Here is an 18,616-nt window from a genome sequence, read left to right as displayed (position 1 = left end):
TGTATGAATATATAACATCAATATTGTGGATATTGTGTTCATGCTAATTTAGAAGAGGTCCTAGGGCCTCTTCTTTTTATAGTTTTTATTTGACACTTGACTTAAAGTTAACTTCAAGGTGTAGTGTAAGTATATGAATAATATACCTTATGTATTTAGCTAATGTAAAAATGGAGGATATGAATGGCTATGAACACAAATAAAAAAGAATATACTAATATTAATGGACTTCCTATAACTGTTGCTACAACAGAAGGTGAACATGCAAAGTCTATGATATTCCCTATAGGGGAAGAAAATGTCGCCTTTGCTCAATATTTTGTTGGTACTAGTTATTTAGCACCTATTGAAACTAAGTCGTTGGGGATTTATAATGTGACCTTTGAGCCTAAATGTCGTAATGATTGGCATATTCATCATGGTGATAAAGGAGGCGGACAAATTTTAATTGGTGTAGGCGGTCGTAGTTTTTATCAAGCGTGGGGTGAAGAACCTCAAGAGATTTTAACAGGTACTGTGATTACCATTCCAGCGGGTGTAAAGCATTGGCATGGTGCTGATGGGGAACATTGGTTTTCTCATTTAGCTATTGAAGTGCCTGGTGAGAATACAAGTACAGAGTGGCTCGAACCAGTAAGTGACGAACAGTATTTGGCGGTAGTTAAGAAATAATTTATGTTAAATTGACTATAATTGACGGTTGAGGAAAAAGAAAATTACTGTTAACAAGACTAGTATCTAATTAAGATATTTATAAAAAGACTGTTACATAAAGTAACAGTCTTTTTTCTATGGACTTTGATAGTTCTTTTCGCCATTTCGTGTTACAATAGATTAGAAACCCTTTACCATATAAGGCGTTTTAAAAAATTAAGAATACAAGATATTGATAATTTGTGTATTTTTCTTCGGGGCATATAAAATGGCAAACTATTGATAGAAGGAGAGAACACATTAAAAGATAATACAATGTAGTGCAATGTAGTAATAGGTAGATGTGAGGAGTGTAAGTATGTTTTCATATGCAAAAAAACAATGGGCCTTAGGTCGTTCTATTTATGGTTATAAGAGCTGGCGTGAAAAGCGACGGATTACATTATTTGTAGGTCGCTCTTATAAAAATAAGAAGCAACTAACAGAATTAATAGAGTATTTTGATACCTATGCTCCATTACCTAATTTGTTATCACGGCATGAAGGTATTTATGAAGTGATTAATCGTGTGTTTTTATTTAAAAACTCTACGGCACAACAGCGCTTAGAAGCTATTAAAGAACACTTTGATATGTTACCTCAATATTTTCAGGCACAGGCTATTACTGAGATGTATAATCCTGATGTGAGCCATGCCATTACTATTTGGGAGAATGAGGAATTAAATTTAAAAAGTGAACTTTGGTTTCATACGGGTCAACGTAAAGAAGGTTTTTTAAGTTTATTTTTAAATTATGATGGCGAATGGGTGTATCATATTAATTTCCGCCTAGGTCATGGATTTAATGGTGAACCTTGTATTTGGATTGGTACAATTCAAGGGTCTCCAAATGGTTTAGAAAAAGCTAAAAAAATTACGAAAAAGATGCACAGTTATAGACCAAAGAATTTTATGTTCTTCTTGATGCGTCAACTTGCTACTAATATGGGAATTTCTTCCTTATATGCCATTTCTGATGAAGGTTTCTATACTAATAGCCATTTAATTCGAGGTAATCGTTCTAAAAAAGTTCAATTTGACCCATTTTGGGAAGAATTAGGCGGCGCAGTATGTCCGGAAGATAGTAAGTATTTTCGGATTCCACTAGCAGAAGAACGAAAAACCTATGAAACAGCTAAAACTCATAAACGCAATATGTATCGTAAGCGTTATGAAATGTTAGATCAATTTATCGATGAAATTGCTAATAATAGTAAAGCTTATGTTTTGTCAAAATAATAAGAAGTTAATATAACAATATAACCTAATTATAGGTTTTTATAGAGAAAAGAGGTGTACTCATGAGATGTCCGTATTGTAAGCATACAGAAAATAAAGTTACAGATTCTCGTGCTACTGATGATGATAATAGCATTCGTCGTCGCCGTGAATGTTTATCCTGTGGGCGTCGCTTCACCACATATGAAGTAATTGAAGATGTACCAATTATGGTGATTAAATCGAGTGGAAGTTATGAGATGTTTGATCGTAGTAAATTATTGAATGGTTTATTACGGTCTTGTAATAAACGAAACATCCCTCGTGAGACCTTAGAAAATGTAGTTAAAAATGTAGAGGATGCTATACGTAATCAATCAAAGCAGGAAATTAAATCTTCTGAAATTGGTGATTTAGTTCTTAAAGAATTAAAAGATATAGACGAAGTAGCCTATGTGCGTTTTGCATCGGTATATCGTAATTTTGAAGATGTGCAAGCCTTTGTTGCCGTGTTAAAAGATTTACGCAATCACGAGGAGTCCAAATGATAGATTTACATTGCGATACTATAATGATGCTCATTGACCATCCTGATAAAGGGGATTTAGCGCAGAATCCGTGGAAAATTGATATTCCAAGATTAAAAAAAGGTGGCTATACACTTCAAGATTTTGCACTCTTTGTAGAATTAGATCAAGAAGCAGATCCTTATGGCCGTTATGAAGCGATGCGTCAAATTTTTAACGAACAGATGACACGGTATGCTGATGATATTGTGCATGTTCGTTCTTATGATGAATTTGTGACAGCTCGTGAATCTGGTAAAATTAGTGCTTTATTATCAGTGGAAGAGGGCGGCGTTTTTGAGGGCTCTTTAGAGCGATTAAAAAAAGCGTATGATGATGGAGTTCGTTTAATCACTATTAGTTGGAATTTTCCTAATGGCTTATCCTATCCAAATGGTAAAGAGCATGAAGGTAAAGGGTTGACACCAAGAGGGATTGAATTTGTTCAGTATATGGAAGAACTGGGCATGATTGTGGATTGTTCACATCTAAATGATGCAGGCACATTTCAATTAGGTGAAATTCTTACTAAACCTTTTATTGCATCCCATTCTAATGCGCGAGCTTTGACGAACCACCCACGGAATTTAACGGATGATTTAATTCGTTTGATTGCTAATAAAGGTGGTGTAATTGGTCTTAATTTTGCACAAGCTTTTTTAGGAACGAACCGAGTTAGCCAAATTGCTGACATTGTTCGTCATGGTTTATATTTACGCAATATAGGCGGCTCTGATGTAGTTGCGTTGGGGACTGACTTTGATGGAATTCGGCCTGATACAGAAATTGCTGATGCCAGTGAAATGCCACGTTTACATGATGCCTTTCGGGCTGCTGGTCTTAGTGAGGCTGACACAGATAAAATTTTCAGTAAGAATGCAGAACGTCTATTGCAGACGATATTATAATAGGAGGCTAGTATGGAATTAGCAGGCGAAATTAATCCTTTAATTGCAGAACGGTTCACGGACCATTTAGATGTATTTGGTCAGACAATGGAACAAATGGAGATTATTCAGCTCATTGCAGAACGTTGTAAAACGGCATTAGCTTCTGGTAATAAAGTGTTGTTTTGTGGTAATGGTGGCTCTGCAGCAGATGCACAACATTTAGCGGCTGAATTGATTGGTCGTTTTCAAAAAGAACGTCGTTCTTTGGCGGCTATTGCCTTAACTACAGATACCTCAATTTTGACTGCTGTAGCGAATGACTATGGTTATGAAGAAGTATTTGCCCGTCAAGTTGAAGGCTTGGGACGAGCTGGTGATGTATTAATTGGTATTTCTACGTCTGGTAATAGTGGTAATGTAGTGCAGGCAGCTCTTAAAGCGCGTGATACAGGTATGCATACGATTGCTTTCACAGGTGAAGGGGGCGGCAAGCTTAAGGAGATTTGTGATATTACCTTGCCTATTCCGTCAAAAGTAACAGCTCGTATTCAAGAAATGCATATTTTGGTAGGCCATATAATCTGTGAGTTGGTGGAAGAAGAATATGATAAGTAAAACAATTAATGAGTTTTTGACACATAAATTGCCAGAACTTCGCATTGCCGTTATTGGTGATATTATGGTAGACCGCTATGTGTTTGGTGATGTAGGCCGAATTTCCCCGGAAGCACCAGTGCCTGTTAATCGCGTTACTGATGTAAAAGAAGTGTTGGGGGGGGCTGCTAATGTAGCTAATAATTTAGCTAATTTAGATTGCCATGTATTTCTTGGCGGTGTTGCCGGCACTGATAGTCATGGTGATTTACTGACACATTTACTAGAAACAGAACATATTAATCATGAAGGTGTTTTACGTCTTTCTAGCCGTCAAACTACTACTAAAATGCGGATTTTAGGTGGCCGTCAGCAAATGATGCGGTTAGATTTTGAAGAACCAGAGGCTGTGTCTGAGCAAGAGGCGAAGCAATTATTGGCTTGGTTAAGCGAATTATGTGAAATAGGCTTAGATGGGATTGTTATTTCTGACTATGGTAAAGGCGTTTGTACACCTGCTGTATTAAAGGCTGTCATCACTATGGCGAATGCTAAAGGTATTAAGACGATTGTAGATCCTAAGGGGAATGATTGGTCTAAATACAGTGGTGCTACTTTTATTACGCCGAATGTGAAGGAATTAAGTGAATATATAGGCCGTTCTTTAGATAATACAGATGAAGCCATTGTGACAGCTGCGAAAGAAACGCTTGCTCAAGTATCCTTTGATTATGTAGTAGCTACCCGTTCTGCAAAAGGCATTACTATTGTAAGCCAAGAAGGGAAAGTATGGCATAATCCAGCAACCCAACAAGACGTTTTTGACGTAAGTGGGGCTGGTGATACAGTAGTGGCTATGATTATAACAGCTATGGCGGCTGGGTTAACTGTGCGTGGTACTTTGCATGTAGCTAATGCAGCGGCAGGCGTAGTCGTCTCCAAAGTAGGAACATATCCCATTCATCGTCAAGAATTACTTGATTTGTGGGAGGCGATTCGCCATCGTCAGGCTGACCCGATTACGGCCTATAGCCGTGAAGAAATGGCGGCTAAAATTCGTCAATGGCAAAATGAAGGCCATACCGTGGTCTTTACCAATGGATGCTTTGATATTTTACACAGTGGACATCTTTCGTACTTGCGGGATGCCGCTCGTTTAGGGGACCATTTAGTGGTAGGACTTAATTCTGATGCCTCTGTGAAGCGCTTAAAAGGCTCGGCACGACCTATTAATTCTGAATCATCGCGAGCGGAGTTAATGGGGGCTTTAGGCTTTGTTGATGGAGTTGTTGTATTTGAAGAAGATACGCCGGCAGAACTATTACATGAATTACGGCCTAATATTTTGGTCAAAGGTGGCGACTATTCGGTAGATCAAGTGATTGGCTGTGAATTTGTGGATAAAGTTATTATTTTGCCATTCAAAGAGGGCTATTCCACTACAGGAATTATAGAGAAAATTAAGGCCTTAGTGCAGGAGGGATTATTATGATTATTGTTACTGGTGGCGCTGGTTTTATAGGCAGTAATATTGTAAAACAATTGAATGAACGAGGCCGTAATGATATTTTAATTGTAGATGACTTAACAGATGGTAGTAAAATCCGCAATTTACAAATGTTAGATTTCTATGATTATGTAGATTGTATAGACTTTGATGAAGCGGTGGCTGCCAACACATTTGATATTGGTCCTATTGAAGTTATTTTCCATGAAGGTGCTTGTGCAGATACTATGAATTATGATGGGCGCTATATGATGCACAATAACTTTGAAGGAACAAAGAATTTATTCCATTATTGCCAAGAACGACGTGTACCTTTTATTTATGCATCATCTGCTTCTACTTATGGTCATGGCACGCAGGGATTTACGGAAAAGCCAGAATGCGAAGAAGCATTGAATCCATATGCATATTCTAAATTGTTCTTTGATCGTTATTTGCGTCGCTTTGAGGGACAATTGCAATCTCAAGTAGTTGGGTTGCGCTATTTTAATGTATTTGGTCCAAATGAAAATCATAAAGGGAATATGGCTTCTTTAGTGCGCCAAATGTTTTATAAGCTTCGTGAAACAGGTGAAATCACTTTGTTTGAAGGTACTGATGGCTATGGTGATGGTGAACAAGTTCGCGATTTTATTTATGTAAAAGACGTTGTGAATGTTAATTTCTTCTTCTGGGAACACCCTGAAATTAGTGGTATTTTTAACTGTGGCACTGGTGAAGCTAAAAGCTTTAATCGCTTTATGAAAGCCGTCATTGCTTATAATGGTTCTGGCTCTCTACGCTATATACCATTCCCAGAAGTGTTGAAGGGGAAATATCAAAGCTATACAGAAGCAGATACAACTAAGCTTATGAGTGTTGGCTATGATAAAGGATTTACTAATTTAGAAGAGGCCGTAGCTGAATATTGTGAATTATTGGATAATAATGAAGGCTATGTTCGGTAATTATTAGATATAATCTATGTACGATAATTGTTAGGAAAGGGAGCCTATGCGTAAGGTTTTATTTTTAGATCGTGATGGCGTAATTAATGTTGATGTAAATTACTTATACCGAGTAGAAGATTTACAATTTGTTGCTGGTGCTCCAGAAGCTTTAGCAGCCGCTGTAAAAGCGGGTTATGACTTAATTGTTGTAACGAATCAAAGTGGTATTGCTCGTGGGTACTATACAGAAGCTGATATGAATAAATTACATGCAGAAATTAATCACCGCCTGAAAGCGCAGGGGGCTTCTATCCTTCATTTTTATTATTGTCCGCATCATGTAAAGGGGACTATAGCTACTTTTACTAAGGACTGTGATTGCCGTAAACCTAAGCCAGGCATGTTATTACAAGCTATGGCCGATTATGATATTGATGTAACGAAAAGTTTTATGGTCGGTGACAAGCCGTCTGATGTAGCTGCTGCTGAAGCAGCGGGGTTAACGGGTTACTTATTTGAAGGTACTAATTTAGAAGAATTTTTATTGCCTATTTTACAGCAGCGAGAAAATGTAACGAATGGGACGGTCAAATGAAAGATTATAAGCGCATTTTAATTGTAAAAATGAGTTCCCTTGGTGATGTTATTCATGCATTGCCCACTTTATATGCGATTCGTAAGAATTGGCCTGAGGCGCATATTACCTGGGCAGTGCATGAACAATTTAGTGGTCCTTTGCCAGGGAAGCCTTGGTTAGACGAGGTTCTATTTATTGATAAGAAAAAATTGAAATCCTTAGGGTATTTATGGTCTTTACGCAAAGTATTACATAGTTATCAGTTCGATATGTGTCTAGACTTACAATGTTTAGCTAAAAGTGCTATTGTAGCAGCCTTATCGGGTGCTAACGAAAAGTATGGATACTGGGAACTACGTGAAGGTAGTAAGCTTATTAATAAAGGGTTAGAGGGTCCTCATAAATATGGTCATGTTATTGAGCGTTATTTGGACACCGTGCGAGCCCTTGGCGGCACTGTGGCTGGGGTTGAGTTTCCTATTAAGGAATCTCCAGCAGCAGCTACTAGTTGTGAAGCAAAATTAAGTGAAGCGGGCCTTCCACACGGTCATGATTATGTAGTGATAGCACCTGGTGCACGTTGGTCTGTAAAAGAATGGCCCATTGATTCTTTTGGTGAGTTAGCAAAGCGATTGGTGGCAGCTAAGCAGTATGTAGTCTTAATTGGTGCTGAGAATGATAAAGAAAAGGCGCAAGCAATTAAAACGCAAGTTAGTAGTGAAGCTGTTATTGATATGACGGGACAAACGAATTTAGAAGAATTAATTGAACTTATTCGACGCTCCAAGTTATTTATTAGTGCTGATACAGGTCCTTTGCATATTGCCAATGCTTTGAAACGACCTTTGATAGGCTTATATGGTACAACTTCACCTGAGCGGACTGGTCCCTATGGTGGTGAGCATGTGCATTGCATTGTATCACCGACTTCAAAGGCAACGCCAGAAAATCCTCTTGTGGATGATCCAGCTTGCATGGCTCAAATTTCAATTGATCAAGTGTGGGATACAGCTAAAGCCCTACTTTAATAAAGGAGGTTTGTATGGAGTTAAATCATAAACGAATCGTAGTCACCTTCTTAATGCATTTAGGGGACGTTATTTTGACAACACCTTTTTTACACGTACTACGCCAAACAGCGCCAGATAGTCACATTACATTTGTAATGGACCGAAAATTAAAGGAAGTAATGCAATATAATCCCAATATTGACCGTATAGTATGTATTGATAAAAAAGGACGGGATAATAGTATTGCCGCTTTACAAAATATTGCTAAATATGTGCGCCAATCTGGAGGGCAACCAGATATTGTTATAAATCTTCACCCTAATGAACGGACTAGTTTCTTTGCTTGGGCTTTACGGGGGAAGATTACAACGGGAATGAGTCACTTTTTATTCCGTCCATTCATGGCAAAATATACACGGCTTGATCGTAAAACGAGGCATGCGGCTGATATGTATATTAATGTTCTTGAACAATTGGGAGTAAAGGATACCTCTAATAAAGGCTTAGAAATATATACTTGTCCTGAATGGGAACAGACAGTTGATGCGTTTTATCAGAAACATGGAATTTCTGAAGTAGATACTGTTATTGGTTTTAATGTAGGGAGTGCTGTGCCAGAGAAACGTTGGCCTCAAGAGCGTTTTGCTCAAGTGGCTGATTATTTCTGTGACAAAGGGTATAAAGTGATATTCTTTGGTGGCCCTATGGATGTAGATATGGTAGATTCTGTAGTCGTTCATATGCATCATAAACCTGTTGTGGCTACTGGACAGTTTAGTCTTGGTGAGCTTACAGCAGCTATTAAGCGTTGTAGCTTGTTTATAACCAATGATTCTGGACCAATGCATGTAGCGGTGAGCCAACATGTACCATTAGTAGCACTCTATGGGCCGTCTAATCCTAAATTTTATGGACCATATACGCAAAACTGTGTTGTCTTAGAATCTATGGATACCTATGAAGTAGGTAAGAGTATGAAACAGATTATAAAAGAAGGTAATTATAAAGGGGTTAGTGTTATTTCCACTCAGTCCGTCATTGAGGCAGCACAGTCGCTACTCTGTGAAACCGGGAATGAGGAAGCGTAATGGAGTATGTAATTTTCGATTTGGAATGGAATCAGCCCTTTGCGAATGATATTAGCTTTATGAAACGGACGGGTTTACCTGTATCAGGCGAAATTATTCAAATTGGTGCCGTTAAATTAGATGCTAATCTAGAGTTAATTGATACCTTTAGTATGCTTATCAAACCACAGTATCTAACGCGCATGCATAAGCATGTGGAAAAGTTGACTCATATTTCAGCTGCTGACTTAGCTTTGGGCGTTTCATTTGCGCAGGCCTATCGGAGTTTTGAAACTTGGTGTGGCTCTAATGCTGTCTTACTTACCTGGGGCTCTGACGATATTGTGATGTTACGGGAAAATTTGCGTCTCTTTGGTTTGCCTAGTCGCATTAAGCATACTTGGTATGACGCGCAATTAATTTTTGCCCATTTGCAACATGGTAATACACAGCAAGTTGCGTTAAGTAAAGCTTTAGAAGAGTTGGCTATTACCAAAGATGATTTACCAGCTCATGATGCATTAAATGATTCTATTTTTACTGGCCGCGTATGTAAAGCAATTCCTTTAGCTGAGGGCATTGCTCAATATGATGAGATTATTAAGCATACTTATTCACCAGCATACTTTCCCGAAGCCTTGAGTTTTTTTATTTATGAAAATTTTGCAGATAAGCGTACAGTATTACATGATAGCCGTGTACGTCATGCCCATTGTCCTCAGTGTCAAACCTTACTGGCTTTGGAAAAAATACAACGCCTTAGTGGTGATAAATTTATTAGTTTAGGTCGTTGTCGTAATCATGGCTTATTAGCTGTTCATTGGCGCATTGGTAAATATATGAAACGGGGTAATGTATTGCGGTATTATGTGACGAAGATGCTTACAGAAGCGCCAGAAAAATTGCAGACTTTATATGCAGAACGTACTGAGCAGAACCGTATTAAAGAGGAAGCCTATTTAGCACGTTTGTCAGCTCAAAAGAAAAAAGAAAGTAAATAAAAGTGGTCAATTACAATTATTTTGATAGTTGTTTATTATAGATATTAAATATTAGTTTATATACTAATTAGGAAGGGATGATACAATGGAACGTAAATATGCATGGCATGAATATACAGAGGCTGACACAAAAGCAATAGAAGCGTTGTGTCAAGATTATATGCGCTTTTTAGATATTGGTAAAACAGAGCGTGAATGTATTGATGAAACAATTCGTCAAGCAGAGGCGAAGGGTTATAAAAATTTAAAAGATTTACAAAAAGCAGGGCAGCCTATTAAAGCAGGCGATAAAATCTATGCGGTTCATATGAAAAAAATTATTGCCTTGTTTAATATTGGCAATGAATCTTTAGAACAAGGTTTTAATATTTTAGGCGCTCATATTGACTCTCCCCGTCTTGATGTAAAACAAAATCCTTTCTATGAAAATAGCAATTTAGCATTTTTTGACACTCATTATTATGGTGGTATTAAAAAATATCACTGGGTAGCTATGCCATTAGCTTTACATGGCGTAGTTGTCAAAAAAGATGGTACTGTTATTCCGTTAGCGATTGGTGAAAAAGATACGGATCCAGTATTTTGCATTACTGACTTATTGCCACATTTGGGGCAAGAACAGATGGAGAAAAAAGCTAATAAAGTTATTGAAGGGGAAAACTTGGATTTACTTATTGGCAGCCAACCTGTTAAAGGGGAATTGAAAGATGGGGTTACAAAATTTTTAAGTGATATTTTTGAAAAAGAATATGGTTTTACGGAAGAAGACTTATTATCTGCTGAATTAGAAATCGTACCAGCTGGTCGTGCTCGTGAAATGGGATTTGACCGTAGCATGATTCTAGCTTATGGACAAGATGATCGCGTTTGTGCTTATACTTCATTAGCCGCTATGTTAGAAGTAGACTCTGTAAAACGCACAACTTGTACGTTATTAGTGGATAAAGAAGAAATTGGTTCTGTTGGTGCTACGGGGATGCAATCTCGTTGGTTTGAAAATGTAGTGGCAGAATTATTAGCTATGGTTGGCCATAATTCACCATTGGCAGTTCGTCGCACTTTGGAGCGGAGTCGTATGCTATCTTCTGACGTAAGTGCTGGCTACGATCCTTTATATGCATCCGCTTTTGAAGCAAAGAATGCAGCCTTTCTTGGTAAGGGGGTAGTATTTAATAAATTCACTGGTGCGCGCGGTAAAGCTGGCTCTAATGATGCGAATGCGGAATATATGGGCTTTATTCGTCGTATTATGGATGATAATCAAGTTAATTTTCAAACAGCTGAACTTGGTAAAGTTGACCTCGGTGGCGGCGGTACGATTGCGTATATCATGGCTCTTTACGGTATGAATGTAATTGACTGTGGTGTGGCTGTATTAAGTATGCACGCGCCGTGGGAAGTAACAAGTAAAGCTGATGTGTATGAAGCTAAAAAATGCTATGTAGCCTTTTTACAGGCAGCAGGAGAGGAAGCGAGCCTATAATGACAGAAGCAAATAAAGAAAAGCGGACGGTACGAATTGATATTTTTGACATTGAAGAAGATAAAGCACAACAGTATTTAAAAGATCGTGAAGAATGTGCGACCGCCGCAGAGGATGTTATGGCAAAATATTGCCAAGAGGTAAAGCGTGAAACTCTCGATCCAGAAGAAGGGCAAGGGGTAGTCGGCTATTTTAAAACTGGTGAAATATTACTGACTGTTTTACTTGATCCTTTTGAAATTCCTGTTATGAAAATGGCTATCGAGCGTGGTAAACTAGAAGAATATGTGTTAGCGGCTAATGGCTTTACCTTAGAGAGCATCCAAGAGGTAATGAAGGAGGTAGTTAGCTAATGTTATTAGTAGAATATCCTACATGCACGACTTGTAAACGAGCAAAAAAATATTTAGAAAGTCATAACATTGAGTTTACGGCTCGGAATATTAAAGAAGAAAATCCTACTGTAGAAGAATTAGGTTTATGGCAGCCTAAAAGTGGCAAAGAGGTAAAGGCGTTTTTTAATACGTCTGGTCAAGTGTATCGCAGTGAAAATATTAAAGATCGTTTACCGGCTATGAATGAAGATGAGAAATTGGCTCTGTTAGCTACTAATGGTATGCTTGTGAAACGGCCTATTCTAGTATTGGAAGATACTGTACTAGTAGGCTTTAAAGAAGCTGAATGGGACGAAGCCTTGCGCCGTAATGGTTATTTAAAATAGTAGTAATATTTGTAGTGGTGTTATAACTGATAATTCATATCTAAATTGGTTATGGTAAAAATGTGAAATTTGCTTGTATTTCCTATTGAAATAGAATAGGAAACAAGCTATAATAAATGCAATATCCCGTGTAGGTGGATACATGTAGTATGGTAGAAGGGAGCATTTTATATGTGGAAAAAACGTGTAGTAGTGGCTGCTGCCACAGCTTTGATGGCTGTAGGTTTGCTTAGTGGCTGCGGTAGTGACAATGGTAGTGGTGCAGATAAGACGTACAAAGTGGGGGTTATTCAACTGGTAGAACATCCTGCTTTAGATGCGGCTAATAAGGGCTTTGTAGATGGATTAGCTTCTAAGGGCTATAAAGATAATGTCAAAATTGACCAACAAAATGCCCAAGCAGATCAATCTAATTTAAATAGTATTGCGCAACGCTTTGTATCAGATAAAGAAGATTTAGTTTTAGCGATTGCAACACCATCAGCACAGGCTATGGCAAATGCATCAAAAGATATTCCTATTTTAGGAACTGCTATTACTGATTATGTACAAGCTAAATTAGTAAATAGTAATGAAAAACCAGGTACTAATGTAAGTGGCACTACTGATATGAATCCGGTAGAACAACAAGTAGATTTAATTACTCGTGTATTACCAAATGCCAAAAAAGTAGGCTTAATTTACAGTGCTAGTGAAGTTAACTCACAATTACAAGCAGAACGTATGAAAGCTCATGCTAAAGCAAAAGGTCTTGAAGTAGTAGAAGCAACAGTTCAGAATGTAAATGATATTCAACAAGCTGCTCAGAATCTGGTTTCACAAGGGGTAGAAGCTATTTATATGCCAACTGATAATGTAGTGGCATCGGCTATGCCTAATTTAGTAAAAATTACTGATGAAGCTAAAATTCCTGTATTCCCAGGTGAAGATAATATTGTTAAAATTGGTGGTCTTGCAACTTATTCCGTTGATTACTATCAATTAGGCTTCCAAGCTGGCTTAATGGGGGCTAAAATCTTATCTGGCGAAGCCAAAGTAAGTGATATGCCAATTGAAAGTCAGAAAGAATTTAAACTTGTTATTAATGAAGACGTAGCTAAACGTCTTGGTATTACCCTTCCAGCTGATGTATTAGCGGAAGCAAGTAAATAATTCAAAAAGAAAAGGGCTTCGGCCTTTTTCTTTTTATAGATGGAGGAATATATGGAAAACCTAATTATTTCAACCTTAGGTCAGGGGTTATTATGGTCATTGTTGGCCATTGGTGTATTTATTACTTTTAGAGTATTGGATATTGCCGATTTAACAGTGGAAGGAAGTTTCCCTTTAGGGGCGGCCATTTCGGTAACTTTGATTGTAGCAGGCGTTAATCCTATTCTTTCGATTTTGGGCGCCGCCGTAGGAGGTATGTTAGCTGGTGTAGTGACTGGCTGGGTGCATACTAAATTAAAAATTCCCGCTCTATTGGCAGGGATTTTAACAATGATTGCTTTATATTCTGTCAACCTTCATGTAATGGGGAAAGCGAATGTTTCTTTATTGCGTATGAAGACGATTTATACCTATTTTGAATCTATGAATATTTCTGCCACTTGGGCACTAGCCCTTGTAGGTTTATTAATTGCCATTATTACAGGCATCTTCCTATTTTGGTTCTTTGGAACGGAAATTGGGGCTGCTATTCGTGCCACTGGGGTTAATCCACAAATGATTCGTGCTCAAGGTGTGAATACAGATTCAATGATTGTTCTAGGTTTGTTATTATCTAATGCCTTTGTAGCCGTAGCTGGTGCTTTAGTCGCACAGGGTAATGGGTATGCCGATGTCGGTATGGGCGTTGGTACGATTGTTATTGGCTTAGCCTCTGTTATCATTGGTGAGGTTCTTTTTGGCACAAAATCTTTCGTAAAAAATTTAGTGGCTGTAGTGCTTGGCTCTGTAGTATATCGTATTGTTATTGCTGTTGTATTATACTTAGGTATGCCACCAAATGACTTGAAATTATTTACTGCCGTGTTAGTTGCTATTGCTTTGTCTTTACCGACATTAAAGGCAAAATGGCAGAGTCGATAAGGAGGGCCTACCTATGTTAGAAGTGAAACAAATTGTAAAAACGTTCTTTAAGGGGACGGTTAATGAAAAAGTAGCCCTTCACGGAGTAGATTTGCGTTTAGAATCAGGTGATTTTGCTACTGTTATTGGTGGTAATGGGGCTGGTAAAAGTACCTTATTGAATTCGATTGCTGGTGTATTTCCTGTAGATTCTGGGTCCATTCATATTAATGATACAGATATTACTAAGATGCCTGAATATAAAAGAGCGGCTTTTATTGGTCGTGTATTCCAGGATCCCATGTTGGGGACTGCTGGTAATATGCAGATTGAAGAAAACTTGTTGTTAGCACTACGCCGTGGTAAACGAATGGGCTTGAAATGGGCTTTCGTGCCAAAAGAGCGCGAACTATTTAGAGAGCGTTTATCTTTATTGGGTTTAGGGTTAGAAGATCGTTTAACAGCTCGTATGGGGCTCTTAAGTGGTGGTCAACGTCAATCTATTACCTTGCTTATGGCTACCATGTTGCGCCCTGAGTTATTATTATTAGATGAACATACGGCAGCTCTTGATCCTAAGACAGCAGAAAATGTATTAAATCTTACTGATAAGTTAGTACAAGAGCATAACCTTACCACTCTTATGATTACTCATAATATGCGTGATGCTTTACGTTTTGGTAATCGATTAATTATGATGAATAATGGTCGAATTATCTTTGATGTACGAGGCGAAGAAAAGAAGAAATTGACGGTTCAAGATTTATTAGAACGCTTTGAAGTAGCCGGTGATACCGTGAGTGACCGCATGGTACTAGGGGCTAAATAGGATAGTCGATAGAATACTTGAATCAGATTCAAGTAGGTATTATCAGTTAAAGAGGATCGCAGAATTATATTCAAGTAGTAGAATTATATTCAAGTAATCCTTTACAAGTACTAGAATTATATTCAAGTAATCCTTTACAAGTACTAGTCTATATAGTATACTGATTGAGGTGCAAAGAGCACTATAACGCAAGCGAAGTATGCGAATCTCCAACGTTTACTTTGGCTTGACGAGGTTTTTATTTTTAGGAGGAAACAAAATGTTAACTACAGAAGCTAAACAAGCTATCATCAAAGAATTTGCTGTTCATGAAGGTGACACTGGGTCTCCAGAAGTACAAATTGCGATTTTAACTAACCGCATTTTATATCTTACTGAACATTTGAAGGAACACAAAAAAGATCATCACTCCCGTCGTGGTCTTTTAAAATTAGTTGGTCAACGTCGTAATATGCTTGACTACCTTCGTCGTAAAGATATTGAACGTTACCGTGCAATTCTTGAAAAATTAAACTTACGTAAATAATTGCGTAACTTAAAAGCGGCCTTGGCCGCTTTTTTTATATGTATTTTAGTATAGAGTAAGAAAAATAGAGACTTATTCTAATAAAAGTACGAAAAAGACTTTTATTTTATCCTATAATCCTTTACAATAAGATAGAATGTAAAAATTGTAGAAGAGTGATTCAGAGGAGGAATCGGAATGGAACAATTCCAAATGGACCTTGCAGGTCGTACCCTTACTATTGAAACAGGGGAACTTGCAAAACAAGCAGGCGGTGCAGCCTTAGTGCGTTATGGTGATACAGTAGTGTTAGTAACTGCTACAGCATCTAAAGAAGCAAAAGATATTGACTTCTTCCCATTGACCGTTGATTATGAAGAAAAAATGTATGCTGTAGGACGTATTCCTGGTGGCTTTGTAAAACGTGAAGGACGTCCGCCAGAAACGGCGATTCTTCATAGTCGTTTAATTGACCGTCCGATTCGCCCATTATTTGATAAAGGTTGCCGTAATGATGTACATGTATGTGCTACTGTACTGTCTGTAGACCAAGATAATGCCCCTGAAATTTGCGGCATGATTGGTGCTTCCGCAGCATTAGCGCTTTCTGATATTCCTTGGGCTGGCCCAATTGCCGGGGTTCGCATTGGCCGTGTTGGTGGCACTTTTGTGATTAACCCAACTGTAGCACAATTAGAAGCGAGTGATTTAAATGTAGTAGTTGCTGGTACTAAAGATGCTATTTTGATGGTTGAAGGTGGCGCTCAGGAAGTAGCTGAAGACGTATTGTTAGATGCTATCATGGCAGCTCATGAAGAAATTAAACGCATTGTAGCGTTCCAAGAAGAAATGGTAGCCGTAGCGGGCAAAGAAAAACGTGTATTGCCAACCCATGCGCTTAACGAAGAAATTTTAGCAGCTGTTAAAGAATATGCTCATGATGCATTAGATAAAGCTGTTCGTTGTGCTGATAAACAGCAACGTGATGCTCAACAAGATGAAGTATATGCTGATACAAAGGCTCATTTTGAAGAAATCTACCCAGACAATATGGCTGATGTTTCTATGGCTCTTGAAAAAATGACCAAAGAAATTGTGCGTCATATGATTACGGTAGAAAAAATTCGTCCTGATGGTCGTCAATTAGATGAAGTACGTCCAATTAGCGTTCGTGTTGGTGTATTGCCTCGGACTCATGGTTCTGGTTTATTTACTCGTGGCCAAACACAAGTACTTAATATCTGTACATTAGCTCCATTATCTGAAAAACAAACTATTGATGGTATTGGTATTGAAACAGAAAAACGCTACATTCATCATTATAATTTCCCATCTTATTCTGTAGGTGAAGCTCGTTCCTCTCGGGGGCCAGGTCGTCGTGAAATTGGTCATGGTGCTTTAGCGGAACGTGCTTTACTAGCTGTTTTACCAACAGAAGAAGAATTCCCATATGCTATGCGCTTAGTGTCTGAAGTATTGGAATCTAATGGTTCCAGCTCTATGGCGTCTGTATGTGGTAGTACCTTATCCTTAATGGATGCAGGGGTACCTATTAAAGCACCAGTAGCTGGTATTGCGATGGGTCTTGTTACACAAGGTGAACATTATACCATTTTGACAGATATTCAAGGCATGGAAGATGCTTTAGGGGATATGGACTTTAAAGTGGCTGGTACGGCAAAAGGTGTTACAGCTATCCAAATGGATATTAAAATTTCTGGTTTGTCCCGTGAAATCTTAAAAGAAGCATTAGAACAAGCTCATAAAGGTCGTATGCACATTATGGGTAAAATGTTAGCTGTTATTGAGGCTCCACGTGGCAATATGTCACCGTGGGCACCTCGCATTATTACAATGCATATTGATCCAGATAAGATTCGTGATGTTATTGGTCAAGGTGGTAAAGTAATTCGCAGCATTATTGAAGAAACGGGTGCCAAAATTGATATTGAAGATGATGGTACGATCTTTATTGCCGCTGTAGAAGAAGCATCTGCTAATAAAGCGATTGAAATTATTACTAATTTGACAAAAGAAGTAGAAGTAGGCGAAGTATACCTTGGTAAAGTAACACGCCTTATGAACTTTGGTGCTTTTGTTGAAGTATTACCTGGTAAAGAAGGGTTAGTACATATTTCTAAATTGGCTAAAGAGCGTGTAGAAAATGTAGAAGATGTTGTTAACGTAGGCGATGAAATTATGGTCAAAGTTATCGAAATTGATAAACAAGGTCGTATTAATTTGTCTCGTAAAGATTGTTTGAAATAAACTACCGATTGAAAGAGGAGTCGTTAGATGGATATACGTGGATTTGAAGTTGTCTCGCAGTATGATGATAAAGATATTGCATTACCTAGACGTAAAACAACGGAAAGTGCAGGGTATGATATTGAATGTGCCGAGGCTGTGACAATTAACCCTGGTGAAATGAAGTTAGTTGCTACAGGTCTTAAGGCCTTTATGAATTATGATGAATACTTGGCGATTCATATTCGTTCAAGTATGGCCATTAAGCGGCATCTCATGCTAGTAAATAGCACTGGGATTATTGACAGTGATTATTACAACAATGAAGAAAATGAAGGCCATATTTTAATTGCTCTTATTAATATGGGGCAAGAAGCAGTAAGTCTTGAAAAAGGTGAGCGAGTGGCGCAAGGTATTTTCTCTAAATATTTAATTACTAGTGATGATGATGCTACAGGTATTCGTACTGGTGGCATTGGTAGCACAGGTAATAATTAATTAAACAAATACTCCCAGAGTGAGTTCTGTTCTTATCTATTTTGCTTTATTGCATAAGTAATAAGAAATGAACATACTCTGAGGAGTATTTTTATTTTTCCTTTACCTTTGGTTGTAGTATGTTACAATAAATAGAGAATACCTTTCAATTTTGTAATTTTACAGTGTAGAGATTGTAAGTTTATTTAGTCGTAAATTGTTGTAAAATAGTGCTTGCGTTAACTTTTT

General features: G+C 37.9%; 20 protein-coding genes. All 20 read left to right on the top strand.

What is annotated here, in order from left to right; all coding sequences use genetic code 11:
- The first annotated feature begins 183 nt into the window (after window positions 1–183).
- The 20 genes from NFR44_RS02265 (at window position 184) to dut (ending at window position 18,388) form a co-directional block, all read left to right on the top strand.
- Complete coding sequence (locus NFR44_RS02265) at window positions 184–672, top strand: cupin domain-containing protein (protein ID WP_251440720.1); 489 nt, start codon at window positions 184–186, stop codon at window positions 670–672.
- 340 nt (window positions 673–1,012) lie between these two features.
- Window positions 1,013–1,933 (top strand): VirK/YbjX family protein, encoded by a 921-nt coding sequence (locus NFR44_RS02260; protein ID WP_251440719.1) that lies wholly within the window; start codon window positions 1,013–1,015, stop codon window positions 1,931–1,933.
- Between the two features lie 62 nt (window positions 1,934–1,995).
- On the top strand, window positions 1,996–2,460 hold the full coding sequence (gene nrdR / locus NFR44_RS02255) for a transcriptional regulator NrdR (RefSeq protein WP_251440717.1): 465 nt from the start codon (window positions 1,996–1,998) through the stop codon (window positions 2,458–2,460).
- Window positions 2,457–3,386, top strand: a complete 930-nt coding sequence (locus NFR44_RS02250) for a dipeptidase (protein WP_251440715.1) — start codon at window positions 2,457–2,459, stop codon at window positions 3,384–3,386. The genes nrdR and NFR44_RS02250 overlap by 4 nt, the downstream gene beginning before the upstream one ends.
- Window positions 3,387–3,398: 12 nt before the next feature.
- Window positions 3,399–3,983, top strand: a complete 585-nt coding sequence (gene gmhA / locus NFR44_RS02245; RefSeq protein ID WP_251440713.1) for a D-sedoheptulose 7-phosphate isomerase — start codon at window positions 3,399–3,401, stop codon at window positions 3,981–3,983.
- Entirely contained in the window at window positions 3,973–5,454 is a 1,482-nt protein-coding gene (rfaE1, locus tag NFR44_RS02240; RefSeq protein WP_251440711.1) for a D-glycero-beta-D-manno-heptose-7-phosphate kinase, read from the top strand. Before gmhA ends, rfaE1 begins: the two co-directional genes overlap by 11 nt.
- Complete coding sequence (gene rfaD, locus NFR44_RS02235; protein ID WP_251440708.1) at window positions 5,451–6,416, top strand: ADP-glyceromanno-heptose 6-epimerase; 966 nt, start codon at window positions 5,451–5,453, stop codon at window positions 6,414–6,416. The genes rfaE1 and rfaD overlap by 4 nt, the downstream gene beginning before the upstream one ends.
- A gap of 46 nt (window positions 6,417–6,462) precedes the next feature.
- Window positions 6,463–6,993 (top strand): D-glycero-alpha-D-manno-heptose-1,7-bisphosphate 7-phosphatase, encoded by a 531-nt coding sequence (locus NFR44_RS02230; RefSeq protein ID WP_251440706.1) that lies wholly within the window; start codon window positions 6,463–6,465, stop codon window positions 6,991–6,993.
- On the top strand, window positions 6,990–8,003 hold the full coding sequence (locus NFR44_RS02225; RefSeq protein WP_251440704.1) for a glycosyltransferase family 9 protein: 1,014 nt from the start codon (window positions 6,990–6,992) through the stop codon (window positions 8,001–8,003). The genes NFR44_RS02230 and NFR44_RS02225 overlap by 4 nt, the downstream gene beginning before the upstream one ends.
- Before the next feature lie 14 nt (window positions 8,004–8,017).
- Window positions 8,018–9,073 (top strand): glycosyltransferase family 9 protein, encoded by a 1,056-nt coding sequence (locus NFR44_RS02220; RefSeq protein ID WP_251440702.1) that lies wholly within the window; start codon window positions 8,018–8,020, stop codon window positions 9,071–9,073.
- On the top strand, window positions 9,073–10,053 hold the full coding sequence (locus NFR44_RS02215) for a 3'-5' exonuclease (RefSeq protein ID WP_251440700.1): 981 nt from the start codon (window positions 9,073–9,075) through the stop codon (window positions 10,051–10,053). Before NFR44_RS02220 ends, NFR44_RS02215 begins: the two co-directional genes overlap by 1 nt.
- Window positions 10,054–10,138: 85 nt before the next feature.
- Window positions 10,139–11,536, top strand: coding sequence for an aminopeptidase (locus tag NFR44_RS02210; protein ID WP_251440698.1), 1,398 nt, complete (start codon window positions 10,139–10,141; stop codon window positions 11,534–11,536).
- Window positions 11,536–11,889, top strand: coding sequence for a hypothetical protein (locus NFR44_RS02205; protein WP_251440695.1), 354 nt, complete (start codon window positions 11,536–11,538; stop codon window positions 11,887–11,889). The genes NFR44_RS02210 and NFR44_RS02205 overlap by 1 nt, the downstream gene beginning before the upstream one ends.
- The gene (locus NFR44_RS02200; protein WP_251440691.1) at window positions 11,889–12,257 is read left to right on the top strand and encodes an arsenate reductase family protein; all 369 of its coding nucleotides are present in this window, start codon (window positions 11,889–11,891) and stop codon (window positions 12,255–12,257) included. The genes NFR44_RS02205 and NFR44_RS02200 overlap by 1 nt, the downstream gene beginning before the upstream one ends.
- Window positions 12,258–12,428: 171 nt before the next feature.
- On the top strand, window positions 12,429–13,409 hold the full coding sequence (locus NFR44_RS02195; protein ID WP_251440689.1) for an ABC transporter substrate-binding protein: 981 nt from the start codon (window positions 12,429–12,431) through the stop codon (window positions 13,407–13,409).
- Between the two features lie 51 nt (window positions 13,410–13,460).
- The gene (locus NFR44_RS02190; RefSeq protein ID WP_251440687.1) at window positions 13,461–14,330 is read left to right on the top strand and encodes an ABC transporter permease; all 870 of its coding nucleotides are present in this window, start codon (window positions 13,461–13,463) and stop codon (window positions 14,328–14,330) included.
- A gap of 13 nt (window positions 14,331–14,343) precedes the next feature.
- On the top strand, window positions 14,344–15,138 hold the full coding sequence (locus tag NFR44_RS02185; protein WP_251440685.1) for an ABC transporter ATP-binding protein: 795 nt from the start codon (window positions 14,344–14,346) through the stop codon (window positions 15,136–15,138).
- A gap of 259 nt (window positions 15,139–15,397) precedes the next feature.
- Window positions 15,398–15,664 carry a 30S ribosomal protein S15 gene (rpsO, locus tag NFR44_RS02180; RefSeq protein WP_115309541.1) on the top strand — a complete coding sequence of 89 codons (267 nt, stop codon included), beginning with the start codon at window positions 15,398–15,400 and terminating at the stop codon, window positions 15,662–15,664.
- 177 nt (window positions 15,665–15,841) lie between these two features.
- Entirely contained in the window at window positions 15,842–17,911 is a 2,070-nt protein-coding gene (locus tag NFR44_RS02175; RefSeq protein WP_251440683.1) for a polyribonucleotide nucleotidyltransferase, read from the top strand.
- A 27-nt stretch (window positions 17,912–17,938) separates the two neighbouring features.
- Window positions 17,939–18,388: a dUTP diphosphatase gene (gene dut, locus NFR44_RS02170; protein ID WP_251440681.1), complete on the top strand. Its 450-nt coding sequence runs from the start codon at window positions 17,939–17,941 to the stop codon at window positions 18,386–18,388.
- Window positions 18,389–18,616 lie beyond the last annotated feature (228 nt).

Origin of the sequence: Veillonella intestinalis (assembly GCF_943193155.1) — a bacterium.
GTDB lineage: Bacteria > Bacillota > Negativicutes > Veillonellales > Veillonellaceae > Veillonella_A > Veillonella_A intestinalis.
The sequence above is the reverse complement of the archived record's forward strand: the minus strand, read 5'-3'. Positions and strand labels throughout refer to the sequence as shown.